The organism is Pseudonocardia oroxyli (genome assembly GCF_900102195.1).
GTDB classification, from domain to species: domain Bacteria; phylum Actinomycetota; class Actinomycetes; order Mycobacteriales; family Pseudonocardiaceae; genus Pseudonocardia; species Pseudonocardia oroxyli.
Window position 1 is genome coordinate 297,917 of the sequence record NZ_FNBE01000002.1, and the last position, 20,427, is coordinate 318,343.

At 71.9% G+C, this 20,427-nt stretch carries 19 protein-coding genes; 17 read left to right on the plus strand and 2 right to left on the minus strand.

Annotation, left to right across the window (positions count from 1 at the left end; all coding sequences use genetic code 11):
- Nucleotides 1–54 precede the first annotated feature (54 nt).
- Entirely contained in the window at nt 55–702 is a 648-nt protein-coding gene (locus BLS43_RS04130) for a response regulator (protein ID WP_093076894.1), read from the minus strand.
- A 182-nt stretch (nt 703–884) separates the two neighbouring features.
- Here BLS43_RS04130 and BLS43_RS04135 point away from each other — a divergent pair, with 182 nt between their 5' ends.
- The 17 genes from BLS43_RS04135 (at nt 885) to rplL (ending at nt 18,613) form a co-directional block, all read left to right on the plus strand.
- Nucleotides 885–2,171, plus strand: coding sequence for a sensor histidine kinase (locus BLS43_RS04135; protein WP_093076897.1), 1,287 nt, complete (start codon nt 885–887; stop codon nt 2,169–2,171).
- Nucleotides 2,172–2,249: 78 nt separating this feature from the next.
- A complete protein-coding gene (locus BLS43_RS04140; protein WP_093076899.1) occupies nt 2,250–3,356 on the plus strand; it encodes an NDMA-dependent alcohol dehydrogenase in 1,107 nt (368 codons plus the stop codon).
- Nucleotides 3,357–3,372: 16 nt separating this feature from the next.
- On the plus strand, nt 3,373–4,320 hold the full coding sequence (locus BLS43_RS04145; RefSeq protein WP_093076902.1) for a R2-like ligand-binding oxidase: 948 nt from the start codon (nt 3,373–3,375) through the stop codon (nt 4,318–4,320).
- Nucleotides 4,317–5,237, plus strand: a complete 921-nt coding sequence (locus BLS43_RS04150) for an oxygenase MpaB family protein (RefSeq protein WP_093076904.1) — start codon at nt 4,317–4,319, stop codon at nt 5,235–5,237. Before BLS43_RS04145 ends, BLS43_RS04150 begins: the two co-directional genes overlap by 4 nt.
- 233 nt (nt 5,238–5,470) lie before the next feature.
- The gene (locus BLS43_RS04155; protein WP_093076907.1) at nt 5,471–6,661 is read left to right on the plus strand and encodes an ABC transporter ATP-binding protein; all 1,191 of its coding nucleotides are present in this window, start codon (nt 5,471–5,473) and stop codon (nt 6,659–6,661) included.
- A gap of 153 nt (nt 6,662–6,814) precedes the next feature.
- Nucleotides 6,815–7,609: an MlaE family ABC transporter permease gene (locus tag BLS43_RS04160; RefSeq protein WP_093076910.1), complete on the plus strand. Its 795-nt coding sequence runs from the start codon at nt 6,815–6,817 to the stop codon at nt 7,607–7,609.
- A gap of 1 nt (nt 7,610) precedes the next feature.
- On the plus strand, nt 7,611–8,438 hold the full coding sequence (locus BLS43_RS04165) for an MlaE family ABC transporter permease (RefSeq protein ID WP_093076913.1): 828 nt from the start codon (nt 7,611–7,613) through the stop codon (nt 8,436–8,438).
- Between the two features lie 28 nt (nt 8,439–8,466).
- Nucleotides 8,467–9,873: an MCE family protein gene (locus BLS43_RS04170; RefSeq protein ID WP_093076916.1), complete on the plus strand. Its 1,407-nt coding sequence runs from the start codon at nt 8,467–8,469 to the stop codon at nt 9,871–9,873.
- Entirely contained in the window at nt 9,870–11,033 is a 1,164-nt protein-coding gene (locus BLS43_RS04175; RefSeq protein ID WP_093076919.1) for an MCE family protein, read from the plus strand. Before BLS43_RS04170 ends, BLS43_RS04175 begins: the two co-directional genes overlap by 4 nt.
- Nucleotides 11,030–11,989 carry an MCE family protein gene (locus tag BLS43_RS04180; protein WP_093076922.1) on the plus strand — a complete coding sequence of 320 codons (960 nt, stop codon included), beginning with the start codon at nt 11,030–11,032 and terminating at the stop codon, nt 11,987–11,989. The genes BLS43_RS04175 and BLS43_RS04180 overlap by 4 nt, the downstream gene beginning before the upstream one ends.
- Nucleotides 11,989–13,332, plus strand: coding sequence for an MCE family protein (locus BLS43_RS04185; protein ID WP_093076925.1), 1,344 nt, complete (start codon nt 11,989–11,991; stop codon nt 13,330–13,332). The genes BLS43_RS04180 and BLS43_RS04185 overlap by 1 nt, the downstream gene beginning before the upstream one ends.
- Nucleotides 13,329–14,615 carry an MCE family protein gene (locus tag BLS43_RS04190; RefSeq protein WP_093076928.1) on the plus strand — a complete coding sequence of 429 codons (1,287 nt, stop codon included), beginning with the start codon at nt 13,329–13,331 and terminating at the stop codon, nt 14,613–14,615. Before BLS43_RS04185 ends, BLS43_RS04190 begins: the two co-directional genes overlap by 4 nt.
- Nucleotides 14,612–15,850, plus strand: a complete 1,239-nt coding sequence (locus BLS43_RS04195) for an MCE family protein (protein ID WP_093076931.1) — start codon at nt 14,612–14,614, stop codon at nt 15,848–15,850. The genes BLS43_RS04190 and BLS43_RS04195 overlap by 4 nt, the downstream gene beginning before the upstream one ends.
- 31 nt (nt 15,851–15,881) lie before the next feature.
- Nucleotides 15,882–16,445, plus strand: a complete 564-nt coding sequence (locus tag BLS43_RS04200; protein WP_143029935.1) for a hypothetical protein — start codon at nt 15,882–15,884, stop codon at nt 16,443–16,445.
- Between the two features lie 337 nt (nt 16,446–16,782).
- On the plus strand, nt 16,783–17,322 hold the full coding sequence (locus BLS43_RS04205) for a nuclear transport factor 2 family protein (RefSeq protein WP_093076936.1): 540 nt from the start codon (nt 16,783–16,785) through the stop codon (nt 17,320–17,322).
- Between the two features lie 297 nt (nt 17,323–17,619).
- Complete coding sequence (rplJ, locus tag BLS43_RS04210; RefSeq protein ID WP_093076938.1) at nt 17,620–18,171, plus strand: 50S ribosomal protein L10; 552 nt, start codon at nt 17,620–17,622, stop codon at nt 18,169–18,171.
- Between the two features lie 49 nt (nt 18,172–18,220).
- Nucleotides 18,221–18,613 carry a 50S ribosomal protein L7/L12 gene (gene rplL / locus BLS43_RS04215; RefSeq protein WP_093076941.1) on the plus strand — a complete coding sequence of 131 codons (393 nt, stop codon included), beginning with the start codon at nt 18,221–18,223 and terminating at the stop codon, nt 18,611–18,613.
- Nucleotides 18,614–18,671: 58 nt separating this feature from the next.
- Here the strand turns inward: rplL and BLS43_RS04220 are convergent, their stop codons facing one another.
- Nucleotides 18,672–20,324: a class I adenylate-forming enzyme family protein gene (locus tag BLS43_RS04220; protein WP_093076944.1), complete on the minus strand. Its 1,653-nt coding sequence runs from the start codon at nt 20,322–20,324 to the stop codon at nt 18,672–18,674.
- Between the last annotated feature and the right edge of the window lie 103 nt (nt 20,325–20,427).

Below are 20,427 nucleotides of genomic sequence, written 5' to 3' on the forward strand. Positions count from 1 at the left end.
GCCCACGGGTGACATCGGCCCGGAAACCCCTCGAGCCGCGCGAGCCGCTCGGGCTCAGTCGAGCAGCCCGGCCCGCCCGGCGAGGGCGGCGGCCTCGATCCGGTTGGCCGCGCCGAGCTTGTGCAGCAACGAGGCGATCATGCGCTTGGCGGTCCGCTCACTGACCAGCATCGGCCGGGCGATCTCGCTGGTCTCGAGCCCGCGGGCGAGTAGCCGCCACAGCTCGACGTCCCGCTCGGAGAGCCGGTCCAGCAGCCCGTCGGCGGTGCGGTCGGCGGACACGAGCAGCGCGTCGAGCAGTTCGGCGCGCACCACGCGGACCCCGGCGAGCACCGACAGCAGCGGCGCGACCAGCACCTCCGGGTCGGCGGACTTGGCCAGGTAGCCGTCCGCACCGGCGCGCAGCGCGGCGGCGGCGAGGTCCAGGTCCTCGGTCCCGGACAGGGCGAGTACCCGCGTGGTCGGGTAGGCCGCCTTGATCCGCCGGATGGTCTCCACCCCGCCGAGCGGCGGCAGGGCGAGATCGACGACGGCGACGTCCGCCCGGTTCCTCCCGACGAGTGCCACGGCCTCCTCGCCCGCGGTCGTCGAGCCCGCGACCTGGAAGGTCTCGCCGGCCCGGGACTCCAGCAGCAGGGCCAGACCCTGGGCGAACAGGGCGTGGTCGTCCACGATGACGACGGTGTAGGGGCCTTCCGGCACGGGGCGAGCGTAGGCGGTGTCGTGCCGTCACCCCCCGCTGGGGCGCGCCGGCGATCACTCTCGCGCCGTCCGCCGGAGCGGGGACGGGCGCGCGGGCCGGCTACCCTGCCCGCATCGGCGCCTGCGGTGCTGTCAGTGCGGTGCTGTCTGTGCGGTGCTGTCGGTGCGGTGGAGGGAGTCGCGTGGAGGTCTACGGGCCCTGGACCCGCCGGTCGGACTCGGCCGAGGAGCGCGCGGCGGTGGTCATCCGGGCGGCGGTGGTGGCGGCCGTCGGGTTGGCGCTGGTCATCGGGCCGGAGCTGGCGCGGGGTCGGCCGGGGGTGGTGTGGACGATCGTCGCGGGCACCGCGCTCTACGCCGCGGCCCTGCTGGTCACCGAGTGGGCCGAGCGCCCGTTGCCCGTGCGGCCCGCGGTGCTCACCGTCATCGACGGCCTGCTGGTCCTGGTCGCCTGCGGGCTGACCGGGGGAGCGGACAGCATCTTCGTGGCGGTGCTGCCCCTGATCGCCATCGCGATGTCGCTGCGCGCGGGCCCGGTGGTCGGCAGGCTGGGGGCGCTCGGCGTCGGGATCGGGTTCACGGTCGCGTGCGTGCTCGGCTCGGACGCGGACGTCCCGCCGGCCGAGCGGCTCCTCACCGGGGCGTGGTGGAGCGGGTTCCTCGTGGCGGCGGCGGTGCTGGTCGGGGTGTTGGCACGGATGCTCGAGCGCCAGCTCGTCGTCGCGGCGGAGTCGCGGGCCCGGGCCGTGGCCGAGCACGAGAAGCTGGTGTCCGAGCGGGAGCTGCGGGCGCGTCTGGTCGCCGCACAGCGGGCCCGGCTCGACGGCGTCCGCGTGGTCCTGCACGAGTTCCGGACGCCCGTCGCCTCCCTCACCGCGCTCACCGCGGACCTCGCCGCGGGCAGGCTCTCGCCGTCCGCCGCGGACTCCGCGATCCGGCTGCTGGCCGAGCACGCCGTGCACCTGCGGGACATGTTGGAGGGGCTGGCCGATCTCGCGGTGCGGGACGGCAGTCCCCTCGGCCGGGTCACCGACCGGCCGGTGGTGCTGGCCGAGCTGGCCGAGGCGGTGCTCGACGCGGCCGCGGTGGCCCCCGCGCGCAGGCGGATCACGGTGGAGCCCCCGGGCGCCGTGGTCCGCTGCGACCCCCAGCGGCTCCGCCGGGTGCTGACGAACCTGGCCGAGAACGCCGCGCGCCACAGCGGGGACGCGCCCGTCGAGCTGGCCCTGTCCCACGTGGACGGGATCCTGACCGCGCAGGTGCGCGACCGCGGGCCCGGTCTGCCGCCGGGCCAGGAGGGGGTGGTGACGTCGAAGGGGGTGGCCATCGGGGAACGCCGCGGCACCGCCGGGCTCGGGCTGTGGATCGTGGAGGCGCTGGTCGGGGCCATGAACGGCGAGTTGGAGCTGCGGCCGCGCACCGGCGGCGGCCTGGTCGCCCACCTGACGCTCCCCCTCGATCCCGCCTGACCGGCCGGCCCCCGCGGGTCAGGCGCGGAACCCGTGGGCCGGTGCCCCGGGACGTGATCGCCGTCATGCTCGGTGTCCATGAAGACCCGAGCAGCGGTGCTGTGGGAACTCGGCGGCAAATGGGAGGTCGAGGAGGTCGAGCTCGACCCACCCGGCCCCGGTGAGGTCCTCGTCGAGCTGACCGCCTCCGGCCTGTGCCATTCCGACGAGCACCTGGTGACCGGCGACCTTCCGGTCGCCTACCCCATGGTGGGCGGGCACGAGGGCGCGGGCCGCGTCCGTGAGGTGGGCCCCGGCGTGACCGAGGTGGCCGTCGGCGACCCCGTCGTGATGACCTTCCTCCCCAGCTGCGGCCGCTGCTCGTACTGCGTGCGCGGCATGACCTCGCTCTGCGACGACGGCGCGGGCGCCACCCTCGGCCCCCAGCTGGACGGGACCTACCGGGTGCACGCCCGCGGCGAGGACATCGGGCAGATGTGCCTTCTGGGGACGTTCGCGCAGCACACCGTGGTGCCGGTGAAGTCCGTCGTGAAGATCGACGAGGGCTTCCCGCTCGACCTCGCCGCGCTCGTCGGCTGCGGCGTCACCACCGGGTTCGGCTCCGCGGTCCGCACGGCCGACCTGCGGGCGGGGGACGCGTGCGTCGTCATCGGGATCGGCGGGATCGGGGCCAACGCGATCCAGGGCGCAGTGAACGCGGGCTGCCGGTACGTCGTGGCCGTGGACCCGGTGGAGTTCAAGCGGGACAAGGCGATCGAGCTCGGCGCCACCCACGTGGCGAGCAGCATCGACGAGGCCTGGCCGATCGTCTCCGAGCTGACCCGGGGCCAGCTGGCGGACGCCGCCATCCTCACCACGGGCGTCGCCGAGGGAGACGACCTCCAGCCGGCGCTGCAGCTCGTCGGCAAGCGGGGGCGGGTGGTCGTGACCGCGCTGGGCAAGGCCGAGCAGGAGACCGCGAGCCTGTCCCTGCTCGAGCTGACCCTCTACGAGAAGCAGATCCGGGGTGCGCTGTTCGGCAGCTCGAACGGCCAGCACGACGTGCCGCGCCTGCTCGAGCTGCACAACCTCGGCAGGCTCAAGCTCCGCGAGTTGATCACCAGGGAGTACACCCTCGACCAGGTGAACGAGGGGTATGCGGACATGCGGGCCGGACGCAACATCCGGGGCCTCATCCGATTCTGACGGCAAGGGAGCCGACATGATCGAACACGGAAACCGTCAGGGGTTCGCCAGCTTGGCAGCAGGCGGCCTGAAGCACGAGTCGTTCCCGATGCGGTTGTTCCGCAAGGGGAACGGGAAGCACTGGGACCCGGCGAGCATCGACTTCAGCCAGGACGCCGAGGACTTCGCGGCCATGACCGACGACGAGCGGTGGTGGACCTGCGCGCTGGCCGCCCAGTTCCTCGCGGGCGAGGAGTCGGTGACCCAGGACCTGCAGCCCTTCGTCGCCGCGATGGCCGCCGAGGGCCGGTTCGCCGACGAGATGTACCTGACCCAGTTCGTCTACGAGGAGGCCAAGCACACGCAGGCCTTCCGGCTCTGGTTCGACGCCGTCGGCATGACCACCGATCTCCACGAGTTCATCTCGTTCAACGACGCGTACATGGAGATCTTCACCAAGCAGCTCCCGGACTCGCTGTACGCCCTCGCGCACGACCCGAGCCCGCGCAACCAGATCCGGGCCTCGGTCACCTACAACCACATCGTCGAGGGCACCCTGGCGCTGACCGGCTACTTCGCCTGGCAGAAGGTCTGTGCGAGCCGCGGCATCCTGCCCGGCATCCAGCAGGTGATCAAGCACATCGGGGACGACGAGCGCCGCCACATGGCGTGGGGCACCTTCACCTGCCGCCGCCACGTCGCCGCCGACGACAGCCTGTTCGACGCCGTGGACGAGCGCATGCAGGAGCTCCTCGTCCCGGCGATGGGGGTCGTCACCGCGACCTTCGAGCAGTACGACACCGCACCCTTCGGCATCGACATCTCGGAGATGGCCGAGTACGCGATGGACAAGCTGGGCCGCAGGCTCGGCGCCATCGAGTCGGCCCGCGGGGCGGACCTCCTCGCGATCGACGTCGACGCCTCGCCGGAGGCCCTGGAGGAGCGCTTCCACGTCGAGGACCAGAAGGAGCTGGCGGCGGTATGAGCTCCCGCTACGCCCGGCTGCGGGAGATCGAGCAGCTCGACCCGCACACCGACTACGTCGAGATCAACCGCCTGATGACCCTCTACGAGTTCCCGTGGGACGTCAACCAGGCGCTGTCCTTCGCGCTGTTCCGCACCTACGCCGTGCCCACGATCGGGAAGCTGCTGGCGGAGACCGGCGAGTTCACCGAGCGCGTGCAGAAGCGCTACGACGACACCGGGCTGATCCTCGAGGCGGTGCTCGAGCACGGCTTCCAGGGCACCGGGACCGACGCGATCCGGCGCATGAACCAGATGCACCGCAGCTACCCGATCAGCAACGGGGACCTGCTCTACACGCTGTCCACGTTCGTCGTGAGCCCCATCCGCTGGATGGACGCCTACGGCTGGCGGCCCTTCTCCGAGACCGAGAAGGTCGCGAGCGCGAACTACTACCGCGAGCTCGGCAGGCACATGGGGATCAAGGGCATCCCGGACACCTGGCAGGAGTTCTGCACGATCCACGACGAGTACGAGCGCGCGCACCTCGCGTTCGACCCGGGCGGGCGCGCCGTCGCGGACTCCACGCTGGCGCTGCTCTGCACGTTCCCGCCGAACGACAAGGCGCCCGCGGCGCTGATCGACGCCTTCTCCCGGTCCCTGATGGACGCCCCGCTGCGCGAGGCGTTCCGCTACCCGGCTCCGCCGCGGTGGTTCCAGGCACTGTCGCGGGGCGCGCTGCGGGCGCGCGGTCGGCTGCTGCGCCGGTTCCCGGTCCGCACCCGTCCCCACTTCGTGAAGGACTCGCCGAACATCCGGAGCTACCCGAACGGCTACGACGTCCGACAGCTCGGGACCTTCCCGCGGGGCTGCCCGGTCCCGCACGACACGTACTCCGATCGAGTGAACTCGAGCCCTGTCACTCCATCCGCAACCTGAGAACCCGGTTGTACCGGCATGGGGCCGGACGGAGTAGCGATGGGTCGTTGCGTGCGCACACGGCGACGGACCGCCGCGTCGCCGTCACGGCCCGTCGCCGGTGTTCTCAGGTCGCGAACCGACCCCCTGGTGAGACGGGGATACCGAGGAGTAACCAGACTGGGTCGGCGTCGTTGGACGCTCCAGGACGGGTGCGCCCACGGTCGGGCGCCCGGAACGCGCAAGGAGGCGACGTGCCTGGTGTCGAGGTGAAGGTCGAGGGGCTGACCAAGTCCTTCGGGCGCGCCAACATCTGGTCGGACGTCACACTGACGCTGCCGCCGGGTGAGGTCAGCGTGCTGCTCGGCCCGTCGGGCACCGGGAAGTCGGTGTTCTTGAAGTCGCTGATCGGGCTGCTCAAGCCCGAGCGGGGCTCGATCGTCATCCACGACACCGACCTGGTGCGGTGTAGCGAGTCGAAGCTGTACGAGATCCGCAAGCTGTTCGGGGTGCTGTTCCAGGACGGCGCGCTGTTCGGCTCGATGAACCTCTACGACAACATCGCGTTCCCGCTGCGGGAGCACACCAAGAAGTCCGAGGCACAGATCCGCGACATCGTGGCGGAGAAGATGGACATGGTGGGGCTCAAGGGTGATGAGGGGAAGCTGCCGGGCGAGATCTCCGGCGGGATGCGCAAGCGGGCCGGGTTGGCCCGGGCGCTGGTGCTGGACCCGGAGATCATCCTGTTCGACGAGCCGGACTCCGGTCTGGACCCGGTCCGCACGGCGTACCTGAACCAGTTGATCATCGACCTGAACGCGCAGACCGACTCGACGTTCCTGATCGTCACCCACGACATCAACACCGCGCAGACCGTGCCGGACAACATCGGCATGCTCTACCGCAAGCACCTGGCCATGTTCGGTCCGCGCGAGGTGCTGCTGACCAGCGAGGACCCGGTCGTCGCGCAGTTCCTCAACGGCCGCCGGCAGGGTCCGATCGGGATGTCGGAGGAGAAGGACACCGCGCAGGCGGCCCGGGAGATGGCCGAGATCGAGGAGCTGGAGGGCCTGCCGCCGGTCAAGCCGCAGCTGGAGGCGACGGCGGGGCTGCCGGAGCGCAAGGCGGTGCAGCGCAGGCAGGCGCGGGTGCGGGACATGATGCACACCCTGCCGCCCGCCGCGCAGGAGGCCATCCTGCGGTCGCAGCAGCAGGAGGTCCCGCAGCGCGCCACCGCCGTCGGAGCCAGCCCCTACAGCGCTCCCGCCGCCGAGGCGCCGACGCAGACCATCCCGCGGCTCGACGCCCCCCAGACCCCCGAGCACCCCCGGAACCCCGAGAACCCCGAGAACCCTGAGGCCCCCGAACCTCCGCTCGGTTCCCCGATCACCACCCGACCGCCGTCCGGGCCCACCGCGGGCCCCGGTCGGCACCGCTTCCGCTAGCCCACCCGGCCGGGCTCCCCACCCGGCCCCGACCGCACCCCGTCGCGGGGGATCCCCCGAGATCCACCGCGAACCTGCTCCCCGCCCGCCCCTCGTGAGCGGCGATCGTCGCCCTGGCGACGATCGCCACGCACAGGCTCCCCGAGGAATGTCGTGTCCGCTCCCCAGCAGGCAGGCCCCAGCCCGATCACCCGTGCCCTCACCCCCGTGGGCCGGCTGTTCGCGCTGGGCCTGGACATCACGAAGCAGATCTTCCGGCCGCCGTTCCAGCTGCGCGAGTACATCGAGCAGACCTGGTTCGTCACGAAGGTCTCCGCGCTGCCCACGGCGCTGTTCACCATTCCGTTCGGCGCGACGATCGCGCTGCTGCTGGCGTCCCTGACCCAGCAGTTCGGGGCGCAGAGCCAGACGGGCGCGGGCTCGGTGCTCGCCATCGTGCAGCAGGCGGCGCCGATCGTCACCGCACTGCTCATCTCCGGCGCGGGCGGCAGCGCGGTGTGCGCGGACCTGGGGGCGCGCACCATCCGCGAGGAGATCGACGCGATGAAGGTGCTCGGCATCTCGCCGATCCAGCGCCTCGTCGTGCCGCGGGTGCTCGCCATGGCGACCACCGCCGTGGTGCTGAACGGCCTCGCGACCGTCGTCGGGGTGGGCGGCGGCTACTTCTTCAACGTGATCATCCAGGGCGGGACGCCCGGTGCGTACGTCGCGAGCTTCTCGGCGATCGCCCAGGTCAGCGACATCGTGGTCAGCGAGGTCAAGGCGTTCCTGTTCGGCTTCGTCGCCGGGATCGTGGCCGCCTACCGCGGGCTCAACCCGCCGCCGGGCGCCAAGGGGGTCGGCGACGCGGTGAACCAGTCCGTGGTCATCTCCTTCGTCCTGGTCTTCCTGATCAACCTCGTGTTGACGGCCCTGTACCTCGAGCTCGTTCCCCCGAAGGGCATCTGACGTGGCACGTGCAGCGCAGCTCGTCCGCGAGCCGGTCCGACAGCTGGAGGAGCTGGGCGACCAGCTGTCCCTCTACGCGCGCGCGATCGCGTGGATCCCGCGCACCGTCCGCCGCTACCCGAAGGAGATCGGCAGGCTGCTCGCCGAGGTCAGCTTCGGCTCGGGTGCCCTGATCGTCATCCTCGGCACCGCGGGCGTCATGGCCGCGTTGTCGTTGTTCGTCGGCTCGCTCGTCGGTCTGCAGGGCTTCCGCGCGCTCGACTCGCTCGGCGTCGAGGCCCTGACCGGCTTCATCACCGCGTACTTCACGACCCGCGACATCGCGCCGCTGGTCGCGGCGGCCGCGCTGACCGCGACCCTGGGTGCGGGCTTCACCGCCCAGCTCGGCGCGATGCGGATCTCGGAGGAGGTCGACGCGCTGGAGGTCATGGCCGTCCCGTCGGTCCCCTTCCTCGTGACGACGCGGGTGCTGGCCGGGATCATCGCCGTGCTGCCGATGTACACCATCGGCCTGCTCATGAGCTTCGCCGCGGCGCGGATCAACGTGACCGTGATCAACGGGCTGCCGGGTGGCACGTACGACCACTACTTCGACCTGTTCCTGCCGGTCAGCGACGTGTTGGCGTCCTACCTGAAAGTGATCATCTTCGCCACGGTGGTCATCCTGATCCACTGCCACTACGGCTACCACGCCCGCGGCGGGCCTGCGGGCGTCGGCGTCGCCGTGGGGCGCGCGGTCCGGCTGTCCATCGTGAGCACGGCGATCCTGGACTTCTTCCTGACCCTGGTCCTGTTCGGGACGGACACGAGCGTGCGGGTCGCGGGATGAGGGCCGACACGAGCGTGCGAGTGGCGACATGAGAACCGTCGACGGTGGGAAGGCGCTGCGCGGGCTGGTGTTCGTGCTGGTCATCGCGCTGCTGCTGGGGCTGGCGGTGGCCCGGTACGCGGGTGCGTTCCGCGGCGGCGTGCCGGTGACCCTGCACGTCGACCGGGTCGGGACGCAGCTCAACGAGAAGGCGGACGTCAAGATCCGGGGCCTGATCGTCGGGCGGGTGGAGCAGATCAGCACGACGGGCAGTGGCGCGGACGTCGAGCTGATGATCGACGAGGACAAGGCCGACCTGATCCCGGCGAACGTCACCGCCCGCCTGCTGCCCAAGACGCTCTTCGGCGAGAAGTTCGTGTCGCTGGTCCCGCCCTCGGACCCCGGGGCCGTGAAGCTCGCCTCCTACGACACCATCCAGCAGGACCGCAGCGTGGCGGGCATCGAGGTCGAGCGGGTGCTCGACGATCTCCTCCCGCTGCTCCAGGCGGTCAGGCCGCAGGACCTGGCGACGACCCTCGGCGCGCTGTCGCAGGGGCTGCAGGGCCGCGGCGACCAGCTCGGACGGACCCTGGAGCAGCTGAACACGCTGACCGGCGGCCTGCGCCCGGCGATCCCGGACCTGCAGGAGGACATCTCCCAGCTCGCGGACTTCTCCGAGAACCTGTCGAACGCCGCACCCGACCTGCTCGACGCGCTCGACGCGCTCACCACGACCAGCCGGACCATCACCGACGAGGCGGCGAACCTGCGTGCGCTCTACGCCTCCGTGGGCGGCGCCTCGGACGACCTGCGGGCCTTCCTGGACGCCAACAAGGAGAACCTGATCCGGCTCGCCGCCTCGGGCAGGCCGACCCTGGAGACGCTGCGGCGCTACTCGCCCGAGCTGCCGTGCTTCTTCTCCCAGGTCACCGGCCTGATCCCGTACCTGGACCAGGTGTTCGGCAAGGGGACGAACGAGCCGGGCGTGCACATCACCCTCGAGATCGGCCCGACGATGGGCAAGTACATCCCGAACCAGGACGAGCCGGAGTACCGGGACGACCGGGGCCCGCGCTGCTACCCGATGATCGACCCCGGGCCGCAGTACCCGCCGGACGGTCCGTTCCGGGACGGCGCGGTGCCGCCCGCCCCGCCCGTCGGCCAGCCCGTCGGGCCGCCCGCGCAGTTCGGCGTGGAGGACTACGGCACGTTCGACGGCACGTACTCGTGGGACCTGGTCCGCGGGTTCGCGTGGCGGCCGGGCACCCAGGTCGGCGCGGGCGGCACGGTGAAGCCGATCTCGTACGACATGGGCATCACCAACTCGCCGGGGGAGCAGCAGCAGATCGCCGAGCTCGTCGGCGCCCGGCAGGGCGTCGCGCCGGGTGAGGTCCCCGAGTGGGGCTCCGTGCTCGTGGGCCCGCTCTACCGCGGTGCGGAGGTGACCTTCACGTGAAGCAGCTCCCGCTCGGACCGCTCACCAAGTTCCTGGCGTTCGCCCTGGTCACCGCCCTGGCGACGACCGTGCTCGCGCTGACCATCGCCAACAGCCAGGGCGGGGACAAGACGACGTACTCGGCGCGCTTCACCGACGTCAACGGCCTGCTGGTCGGGGACGACGTGCGGATCGCGGGGGTGGCGGTCGGCTCCGTCGACAAGATCGAGATCGTGGACCGGCGCGAGGCGCAGGTGGACTTCAGCGTCGACTCGACCCTGACCGTCCCGCAGTCGGTGACCGCGAGCGTGCTCTACAAGAACCTGATCGGGCAGCGCTTCCTCTCCCTGGCCCAGGGCGGCGGCAGCGGCAGGCTCGCCCCGGGCGACACCATCCCGGTGGCGCAGACCCGGCCGCCGCTCAACCTGACGACCCTGTTCAACGGCTTCAAGCCGCTGTTCCAGGGCCTCGACCCGCAGCAGGTCAACCGGCTGTCGAACGAGATCGTCAGCACCCTGCAGGGGCAGGGCGGGACCATCGACAGCCTGCTGGCCAGCACGGCGTCCCTGACCAGCACCATCGCCGACCGGGACGCGGTCATCGGCCAGGTCGTCGACAACCTCAACGGCGTGCTCGACACCGTCAACAGCCACGACGAGCAGCTCAACCAGCTGGTGATCTCGCTGCGGCAGCTGGTGTCCGGGCTCGCCCAGGACCGCGAGCCCATCGGGAACGCCATCACCTCGCTCGGCGACCTCACCGAGACCACCGGCGGCTTCCTCCGCGAGGCCCGCGAGCCCCTGCGCCAGGACATCTCCGCGCTCGGTGACCTGGCGGGCCGGCTCGACCGGGCGGAGCCGACCATCGAGCGGTTCCTGCAGTTCGCGCCGGGCAAGCTGAACACGATCAGCCGCGCGGCGAGCTACGGCAGCTGGTTCCAGTTCTACCTCTGCGGGGCCTCCGGCTCGATCGGGCTGGGTGACCTCCTGCCCGCCGTCGAGATCCCCGTGTTCAAGTCCGACTCGCCGCGTTGCGGCCCGGACCCCGACGGCGTGCAGGGCCAGTCCCCGCCGCTGGTGCCCGGCGTGCCGCCCGCGCTGCAACAGCTGGCGAACGGCCTGGTGCCGCCCGGTGCCCCCGACCTGCCCATCTTCGCCCCGCTGACGGGAGGGAACCGATGACCCGCCGTCCCGTCCTGCTCGCCGTGGTGGGGCTCGTGCTCATCGCCGTGGTCGCCGTCGTCGCCTTCCAGGCCCCGTCGCTCTTCGGCGGCCGGACCTATCAGGCCGAGTTCGGCGAGGCCGCCGGGCTGCAGTCGGGCGACCGGGTGACCGTCGCCGGCGTCGAGGTCGGGCGGGTGACGTCGGTGGAGCTCGAGGGCGACCACGTGGCCGTCGACTTCCGCGTCGACTCGGCCTGGGTGGGGGACCGCACCGCGGCCTCCATCGAGATCGCCACGCTGCTCGGCTCGAAGTACCTGGCCCTCGACGTGCAGGGCGACCAGGAGCTCGACCCGTCCGTGGCCATCCCGCGGGAGCGGACGATCTCGCCGTTCGACGTCGTCGAGGCCTTCAACGGGCTCTCCGGCACCATCGACCAGATCGACACGGCCCAGCTGGCCACCAGCCTGGAGACGCTCTCGGACACCTTCCGCGACACCCCGAACGACGTCCGCGGCACCCTCGACGGGCTGTCCCGGCTGTCCACGACGATCTCCAGCCGGGACGAGCAGATCCGGAAGCTCCTGGCGGGCGCCCGGAACCTGTCCGGGATCCTCGCGGACCGCAGGCAGGACTTCGACCAGCTGCTCTCCGACGGCAACCTGCTGCTCGGCGAGCTGCAGAAGCGCAGGGACGCGATCGACCGGCTGCTCTCCGGCACCCGGCTGCTCTCGCAGCAGCTGTCGGGCCTGGTGGCGGACAACCGGGAGCAGCTGCGGCCGACGCTGGAGACCCTCGACCGCGTCGTCGCGGTGCTGCAGCGCAACCAGGACAACCTCGCCGAGACGCTGAAGAACGAGGCGGTCTTCGTGCGGCTGTTCTCCAACGCCCTCGGCAACGGGCGCTGGTTCGACAACTACATCTGCGGTCTGCTGCCGGTCCCGACGCTCGGCCCGCTGAACCCAGGAGGCTGCTGATGGCCGGATCGTGGGCGGGGGACAAGCGCCTGATCCAGATCGTGGCGCTCGGGTCCGTCATCGCCGTGCTGGCGGCCACCGGGGTGTGGTTGATCAACTCCGGCGGCGGCCGGAAGGTCACCGCGTACTTCACCAACGCCTCGGCGTTGTTCGAGGACAACGAGGTGCGCGTGCTGGGCGTGCCCGTCGGGACGATCGACACGATCACCCCGGAGGGCACGCAGGTGAAGGTCGACATGACCATCACCGACCCGAAGGTGCACCTCGCGCCGGACGCGAAGGCCGCCGTGGTGTCGCCGAGCCTGGTCACCGGCCGCTATGTCCAGCTCTTCCCGACCGTCGCCGAGGACGCGCCGCAGCTCCCGGACGGGGCGACGATCCCGCTCGAGCGCACCGCCGTCCCGCTCGGCGTGGACGACCTGGCGCGCACGGCCACGGAGCTGTCGAAGGCGTTGGGGCCCAACGGGGCGAACGCGAACGGCGCGGTGTCCGACGCCCTCGACGTCGGCGCGCAGAACCTGGCGGGCAACGGCCAGGCGCTCAACGACACGATCACCGGGCTCGGCAACCTGTCCTCGACACTCGCCGGGTCCAGTGACGATCTCTACGGCACCGTCACCGAGCTGCAGAAGTTCACGCAGACCCTCGCCCAGGACGACGCGAAGGTGCGCGAGTTCAACGGCCGCATCGCGGACGTGACCGGCTTCCTCGCCGACGACCGCGAGGAGCTCGGCGGCGCGCTGCACGACCTGGGCATCGCGCTCGGGGACGTCGCGGGCTTCGTCCGGGACAACCGGGACATCCTGCGCTCGAACGTCGACCGGCTGAGCGACGTGACCTCCACCCTCGTCGAGCAGCGCCGGGCGCTCACCGAGATCCTGGACGTGGCGCCGCTGGGCGTCTCCAACCTCGCCAACACCTACAACGGGGCGAGCGGCACCCTCGACACCCGGGCGAACCTCAACGAGCTGGGCAGCGGCGGCCTGCTGTACATCGTCTGCGACCAGGTCAAGACGGTGACGCCGGAGCAGCTGCAGGCCCTGACCGGCCTGCTCGACGCCTGCCGGCAGCTCCCGGACCCGGGCGTGATCCCGAGCCCGGTGCAGATCCTCGACTCGCTGTACAAGGGCCGGCCCATCCCGGTGGCCGGTCTGGCGATCCCGACGATCCCGCCGCCCACCGGGCAGAACCCGGACCCCGCGGCACCCGCCCCGCAGCAGGGTGGCGCTCCGGCGGCCCCGCTGCCCGCGGCGCCGACGACGGCCCCGGCGGGCCCGGCGGCCCCCCAGGAGTCCGGCGGCATCGGCGGCTTCTTCTCCACGCTGTTCGGAGGTGGCTCGTGAAGCGGCTGGTCGCGGCCCTGACCGTCGCCACGTTCGCGCTCAGCGGCTGCGGGGTGCTCTCCGGCGGCCTGCGCGGCGTCGAGCTCCCCGGTGGCGCGGACCTCGGCGACGACCCGTACCAGGTGACGATCGAGTTCCCGGACGTCGTGGACCTCGTGCCCCAGTCCCTGGTCAAGGTGGCGGACGTCAGCGTCGGCACCGTGCGCAGCATCGACGTCGACCCGCAGAGCTGGAACGCCCGCGTCACCGTCGCCGTGAACGGCGCGGTCGCGCTGCCCGCCGACGCCACCGCCCGGGTGCGCACGACGTCGCTGCTCGGCGAGAAGTTCGTGGAGCTCGCGGCACCCGCGCAGGGCGCCACCGGTTCGCTGCGGGACAGCGGGCAGATCCCGATCGAGCGCGCCGGCCGCGCCGTCGAGGTCGAGGAGGTGTTCGGCGCGCTGTCCATGCTGCTCAACGGCGGCGGCGTCGCGCAGATCAAGACCATCTCCACCGAGCTGAACGCGGCGCTGACCGGTCGCGAGCCGCAGATCCGCTCGCTGCTGGACAACCTGAACACGCTCGTCGGCGCGCTCGACGACCGCAAGGGCGAGATCACCCGCGCCCTCGACGGCATCAACCGGCTCGCCGCGACCCTGAACGACCGGCGGCCCCAGATCGAGAACGCGCTCGACAACCTCGAGCCCGGCATCGCCGAGCTGGAGCGCCAGCGCGGACAGCTCGTCGACATGCTCCAGGCGCTCGACCGGCTCTCCGGCACGGCGACCGACACGATCGACCGGAGCCGCGAGGACGTCCTCGCCGACCTCAAGGCGCTGCAGCCCACCCTGGCCAAGCTCGCCGAGTCGGGTCAGGACCTGCCGAACTCGTTGCAGCTGATCGGCTCCTTCCCCTTCACCGACGCGGGCAAGGACGCCTTCGCGGGCGACTACGCGAACCTCTACGTGCGGGTCGACGCCGACGCGAAGAACCTGCTCGACAACCTGATCCGCGGTAACACCCCGCTCAGCCCGGACCTGCCGATCCTCGGTCAGCTGCCGCCCACGGCCCAGCTGCTCGCCCCGCTCGTGGGCGGCAACGGGTCCGGGCAGCCGCAGATCCCGCTGCTCGGCCCGGTCCCGACGACCACCGGCCAGGGCCGGGCGGACCCCCCGTCGACGGTCCCGCGCACGGCCACCCCCGTCCCGCCCGGGCCGACGGACGGCTCGGGCGACCCCGGGGCGCCGACCGGTTCGGGTGGGCGCGGCGGCCTGCTCGGCGGACTGCTGGGAGGCGGTCGATGATCACCCGGACCATCCGGCTCCAGCTGCTCGCGCTGCTGGTGATCGCCGTCGTCGGCGTGGGCTACGTCGGCTTCCGCTACGCGGACCTCGGGCGGGTCTTCGGCGCCACGACCTACCCGGTCACCTTGTCGCTCAAGGACTCCGGCGGCATCTTCACCGGCGCGGACGTGACCTACCGCGGAGTGAGCGTCGGGCGGGTCGGCCCGCTCACCCTCACCGGGGACGGCGTCGACGTCCAGCTCGACCTCGACCGCGGCGGCCCGGACATCCCGGCGGACCTCAATGCCGCTGTGCGCAACCTCTCCGCGATCGGCGAGCAGTACGTGGACCTGCAGCCCGCGTCCGACGGCGGCCCCGTGCTGGCGTCGGGAACGGTGATCCCGGCCTCCCGGGTGACGGTCCCGGTGCAGGTGGACGAGCTCGTCGGCAGCCTCGACGGGTTCGTCCGGTCGGTGCCGCTGGACAGCCTCCAGACCGTCGTCGACGAGCTGGGGCGGGGCTTCGCGAACACCGGCGTGCCGCTGCAGCGGCTGCTCGACACCACCGACGAGTTCTCCCGCGCCGCGATCGAGGCCCTGCCGCAGACGCGGGACCTGCTGCGAGACGGCCGGACCGTGCTGACCACGCAGAACGACACGGCGGGCCAGTTCGCGGACTTCGCGTCCTCGCTCAAGCTGCTCGCCGAGCAGCTGAAGACCTCCGACCCCGACCTGCGCCGGCTGATCGACACCGCGCCGCAGGCCGCCGACCAGATCCGCGGGCTGCTCCGCGAGAGCGGCGGCGGGCTGTCGGAGGTGGTCGCGAACCTGCTGACCGTCTCCCGGATCGCGGAGCCCCGACAGGCGAACCTGAACCAGCTCCTGGCGACCTACCCCGGTGCCGTCGCCAACTCGTACACGGTGGCGCCCAACGACGGCACCGCGCACCTCGGGCTCGTGCTCAACGTCTTCGACCCGGTCCCCTGTGTCGCCGGGTACGAGGGCACCCCGCACCGCGCCGGCAGCGACGTCAGCGACATCCCGGCCAACGCGAAGGCCTACTGCGCCGAGCCCCAGGGCAGCCCCACCAACGTCCGCGGGGCCCAGAACGCGCCCCGGCAGAAGGACTCCACCACGCCGAACGCACCGGCCACCGCCGGTGGGAACCCGTCCGCCGAACAGCCGCTTCCCGCGGGTGCGGACGGCCCCGTGGTGCCTACGCTCCCCCTCAGCACTCCCGCCGGGATCCTCGCCTGAGGTCGCTCCCCCACCGGATGGAGAACCACGCATGACAGCCCCCGTGTCAGAGCGTCAGGTCGACGCCCCCACCCCCGACGCCGCCCCCTCGCGTCGCGGCCGTGCCCTGCAGCTGGCCGCGGCCGTCGCGGCCCTGGCCGCGGTCGTCTTCGGGGTGCTCTGGCTGACCACGCTGCTCAGCGGCGGGCGCACGCTCGCCGAGGAGCGAGACGACGTCCTCGTCGCCGCCCGGCAGGCCGCGATCAGCCTGAACACCCTGGACTTCCACGACGTCGACGGCGGTCTCGACCGCTGGGAGCAGACCTCGACCGGCGCCGTGCTGGACGAGTTCCGCACCAACCGGGCGCAGTACGCGCAGTTCGTGGGGGAGTCCAAGCGCACCACCGCCGCCACGGTGTCCGACGCCGCCGTGAGCGAGCTGAACGAGCAGGCCGGGATCGCCCGGGTGCTCGTCGGGGTGGACGTGCAGGTCACCCCGGACGGCCAGCAGCCCATCACCACCCGACAGCGCCTCCAGCTCGAGATGACCAAGACGGACGACGGCTGGAAGGTCAGCAGGCTGGCCCCCGTCCGTGCGCCCGGTGGCGCGAGCTGACCAGGAGGAACAGGTCATGACTCCCCAGAACGGCACCACCACCGGCAAGCGGCGCCGCGCGAGCACCGGCATCCGCCGCCCCACGGTCGCGGGTCGCCCGTCGTCCCGCCCCGAGCGCGCCGCCCTCGACTCCACTGACGCCCCCGACGCCGTTGACGCTCGGGACGCCCGAGCGCCACTCACTGACGCTCGGGACGCCCAAGCGTCAGTGGCCACGGATTCCGCGCCCGACGCCGTTGACGCTCGGGACGCCCAAGCACCACCCAGCGACGCTCGGGACGCTCGGGACGCCCAAGCGTCGGGGACCTCCGCGGCGCCGGCAGGGGGGCGGTTCGGCGTGCTCCGGCGCCCGCGGCTCCCCGCCCCGCCCACCACCCGGCGCGGCACCGCGATCCTGGCGGGGGTGACCGTGGTCCTCGTCGCGCTGGCCGTGCTGGCCGGGGTGAGCTGGTGGACGATGAGCCACACCGCGGCGGCGCGGAACGCCGCGCTGGTGGACGTCGCGGCGACCACGCAGGTCAGCCAACAGCTCGGGGATGCGGTGAAGACCGTCTACTCCTACGACTTCACCCGGCTCGACCAGAACGAGGCGGCGGCCCGCACGGTCATCACGCCGGAGTTCGGGCAGCAGTTCGACCAGCTCTTCGGCGAGGTCCGGAACCTGGCCCCGCAGCAGCAGGCCGTCGTCACCGCGACGATCAGCCAGTCCGCCGTCGAGTCCATCGAGGGCGACCGGGCGACGATGGTCGTCTTCCTCGACCAGCAGGCCACCCGCGCGGCCGGTGACCAGCAGCAGGTCGCGGCGGCCGGCAGGCTGACGGTGACCGGCCAGTACGTCGACGGGCAGTGGAAGATCGCGGACGTCCAGGTCGCCTGACCGAGATGAACCTCAGCCACGTCCGCGACCCCTCGCGACGTGGCTGAGGTTCATCTCGACCCCCCGGCGTCGGGCCGGGACGGCCGCGCGTATGCTTGTCGTCAGTTCCACCGAAGACCGCAGGTCTGTGCCCCTCGGGGCATACGAAGGTCCGGCTCGCCGGGCGGCCCGCGCAGGAGGACGAGGTTGCAGTAGCGCCGTCGTGCGCCTCCTACGCCCCGTGCCCTGCGCACGGGGCGTTCGTCGTCTCCGGACCGGATGCGGTGGTCCCACCCGACACCCGAGAGGAGGCACCACATGGCACGTCCCGACAAGGTCGAGGCGGTCGAGGAGATCGCCGAGCGCTTCCGGGGCTCGTCCGCCTCGGTGGTCACGGGCTACAGCGGTCTGAGCGTGGCGCAGCTCAAGGAGCTGCGGCGCGCGCTGGGCGAGAACGCCAGCTTCCGCGTCGCCAAGAACACGCTGGTCAAGCGTGCGGCGGCGGATGCGGGCATCGACGGCCTCGACGAGCTCCTGGCCGGCCCGACGGCGATCGCGTTCGTCACCGGCGAGGCGGTCGACACCGCCAAGGCGCTGAAGACCTTCGCCAAGGACAACAAGGGCCTGGTGATCAAGGGCGGCTACATGGACGGCCGTGCCCTCACCGGCACGGAGGTCGAGCGGCTCGCCGATCTCGAGTCCCGCGAGGTCCTGCTGGCCAAGCTGGCCGGCGCGATGAAGGGCAACCTCGCCAAGGCCGCCGGTCTGTTCAACGCTCCGGCGTCTCAGGTCGCGCGTCTGGTCCAGGCCCTGGCCGACAAGAAGGCCGCCGAAGGTGGCGAGCCCGACGCGGCCGCCGCCGAGAGCTGATCCGGCTCCACCACCCCCCACACACTCAGCAACACAGAAGGAGCCAGTCATGGCGAAGCTGTCCAGCGACGAGCTGCTCGACGCGTTCAAGGAGCTCACCCTCATCGAGCTCTCCGAGTTCGTGAAGAAGTTCGAGGAGACCTTCGAGGTCACCGCGGCCGCCCCGGTCGCCGTCGCGGCCGCCGGCCCCGCCGCCGGTGGTGCCCCGGCCGAGGCCGAGGCCGAGAAGGACGAGTTCAACGTCGTCCTCGACGCCGCCGGTGACAAGAAGATCCAGGTCATCAAGGTCGTCCGCGAGCTGGTCTCGGGCCTGGGCCTCAAGGAGGCCAAGGACCTCGTCGAGTCCGCCCCGAAGCCCGTCCTCGAGGGCGTCGCCAAGGATGCGGCCGAGGCCGCCAAGACGAAGCTCGAGGAGGCCGGCGCCAAGGTCTCGCTGACCTGACAGCCGTTCCACGCGCGAAGGGCGGGCACCCACCTCGGGTGCCCGCCCTTCGGGCTTCTCAGGGCCGGTCGCGCAGCTCGCGGCGCAGGAGCTTGCCGCTGACCGTCTTCGGGATCTCGTCGAGGAACTCCACCTGCCGCGGGTACTTGTAGGCCGCCATCCGCTCCCTGGTGAAGGCGATCAGCTCCGCGGCCGTCGCCGAGGCCCCCGGGCGCAGCGAGACGAAGGCCTTGACGGTCTCGCCCCGGTAGTCGTCCGGCACCCCGATCACCGCGGCCTCGCGCACGGCCGGGTGCTCGTAGAGCATGTCCTCGACCTCGCGCGGCCAGACCTTGTAGCCCGAGACGTTGATCTGGTCCTTCTTGCGGTCGACGATGTAGAACCAGCCGTCGGAGTCCATGTACCCCACGTCGCCGGTGTGCAGCGACCGGCCGGGCAGCGCCTTGGCGGTCTCCTCGGGCTTGTTCCAGTACCCCTTCACCACCTGCGGCCCGGTGGTGACGATCTCGCCCACCTCGCCGGGCGGCAGGTCCTCGCCGTCCTCGCCCACGATCCGCACCACGGTGTCGTAGACGGGCACGCCCACCGACAGCGCCCCGGACGCCTCGTCGACGGGTGCCTGCGCGTGGGCCGGCACCCCGTGGCTCGGCGAGGTCGTCTCCGTGAGCCCGTAGATGTTGTGGATGTACTGCCCGAACGTGCTCTCGAAGGCCTTCACCGTCGACGGCGGGATCGGCGCCCCGCCGGACCAGATCTTCGTCAGGCTGGACAGGGACTCCCGACGCGCGCCGGGCGCGTTCATCAGCGCGATGAACACGGTGATGGAGCCGACCGTGAACGTCGCCCGCTCCTGCTCGATGACCTCCAGCGCCACGGCGGGGTCGAACCGGTGGAACAGCACCAGCGGGCAGCCCAGCAGCAGCGCGGCGGTGACGTGTCCGATCAGCCCGGTGATGTGGAACAGCGGGGCGACGCCGAGGATCACGTCGTCCGGCCCGAGCTCGCAGAGCTGCCGGTAGGTCTGGGAGTTGAACACCAGGTTGGCGTGGGTGTTCATCGCCCCCTTGGGCGGGCCGGTGGTGCCGGAGGTGTAGGTGAGCACGGCCGTGTCCTCCGGCGCGAGGTCGACCGCGGGCGGGCGCCGCCCCCGGAACCGCGCGACGAGCTCGGCCAGGTCCAGCGTGCCCTCGTGGGCGACCCGGGAGACCCCGCCGAGGATCCGCGGGTCGTTCCGGGTCTGGTCCTCCAGCTCCGAGGTCGTGACCACGATCCGCACGTCGGTCTCCGCCAGCACCGCCGCGGCGACGGAATACATCGACTCGAGGGTGACCAGCGCGGCGGCCCCGGAGTCGGTGAGCAGCAGCGTGAGCTCCCGCTCCCGGTTCATCGGGTTGACGTTGACGGCGATCCCGCCCGCCTTCCACACCGCGATCAGCGCGACGACGTACTGCGGGTCGTTCTGCACGAACAGGGCCGCGCGCTCGCCGGGGGCGAACCCCGCGTCGAGCAGCCCGACGGCGAGGGCGTCGGACCGGGCGTCGAGCTCGGCGTAGCTGATCCGGCCGTCGAAGTACCGGATCGCGTCCGCGTCCGGGTGGGCGGCGACTGTGGCCCGCAACAGCGACACCATGTCCGGGAACTCGGGAGTCAGCGAGGCGGGCTGCCCGTCGTCGTAGCGGGCGAGCCAGGGCTTGGAGTCGTAGACACTCACGAGTGGTCCTCCGTCGACGGTGAGGGAGCAGGTCCCATGATCGCCCCTCGCGACGGAGGCGTAAACTGGATCCTCGGATGGTCCGGAAGAGTGAACTCTCGGC

What these genes read in the sequence shown, in the direction of transcription:
- BLS43_RS04140 (WP_093076899.1), top strand. Translation starts at nt 2,250, where the DNA reads ATGAAGACCCGAGCAGCGGTGCTGTGGGAACTCGGCGGCAAATGGGAG.
- BLS43_RS04145 (WP_093076902.1), top strand. Translation starts at nt 3,373, where the DNA reads ATGATCGAACACGGAAACCGTCAGGGGTTCGCCAGCTTGGCAGCAGGC.
- BLS43_RS04150 (WP_093076904.1), top strand. Translation starts at nt 4,317, where the DNA reads ATGAGCTCCCGCTACGCCCGGCTGCGGGAGATCGAGCAGCTCGACCCG.
- BLS43_RS04170 (WP_093076916.1), top strand. Translation starts at nt 8,467, where the DNA reads ATGAGAACCGTCGACGGTGGGAAGGCGCTGCGCGGGCTGGTGTTCGTG.
- BLS43_RS04180 (WP_093076922.1), top strand. Translation starts at nt 11,030, where the DNA reads ATGACCCGCCGTCCCGTCCTGCTCGCCGTGGTGGGGCTCGTGCTCATC.
- BLS43_RS04185 (WP_093076925.1), top strand. Translation starts at nt 11,989, where the DNA reads ATGGCCGGATCGTGGGCGGGGGACAAGCGCCTGATCCAGATCGTGGCG.
- BLS43_RS04195 (WP_093076931.1), top strand. Translation starts at nt 14,612, where the DNA reads ATGATCACCCGGACCATCCGGCTCCAGCTGCTCGCGCTGCTGGTGATC.
- BLS43_RS04200 (WP_143029935.1), top strand. Translation starts at nt 15,882, where the DNA reads ATGACAGCCCCCGTGTCAGAGCGTCAGGTCGACGCCCCCACCCCCGAC.
- rplJ (WP_093076938.1), top strand. Translation starts at nt 17,620, where the DNA reads ATGGCACGTCCCGACAAGGTCGAGGCGGTCGAGGAGATCGCCGAGCGC.
- rplL (WP_093076941.1), top strand. Translation starts at nt 18,221, where the DNA reads ATGGCGAAGCTGTCCAGCGACGAGCTGCTCGACGCGTTCAAGGAGCTC.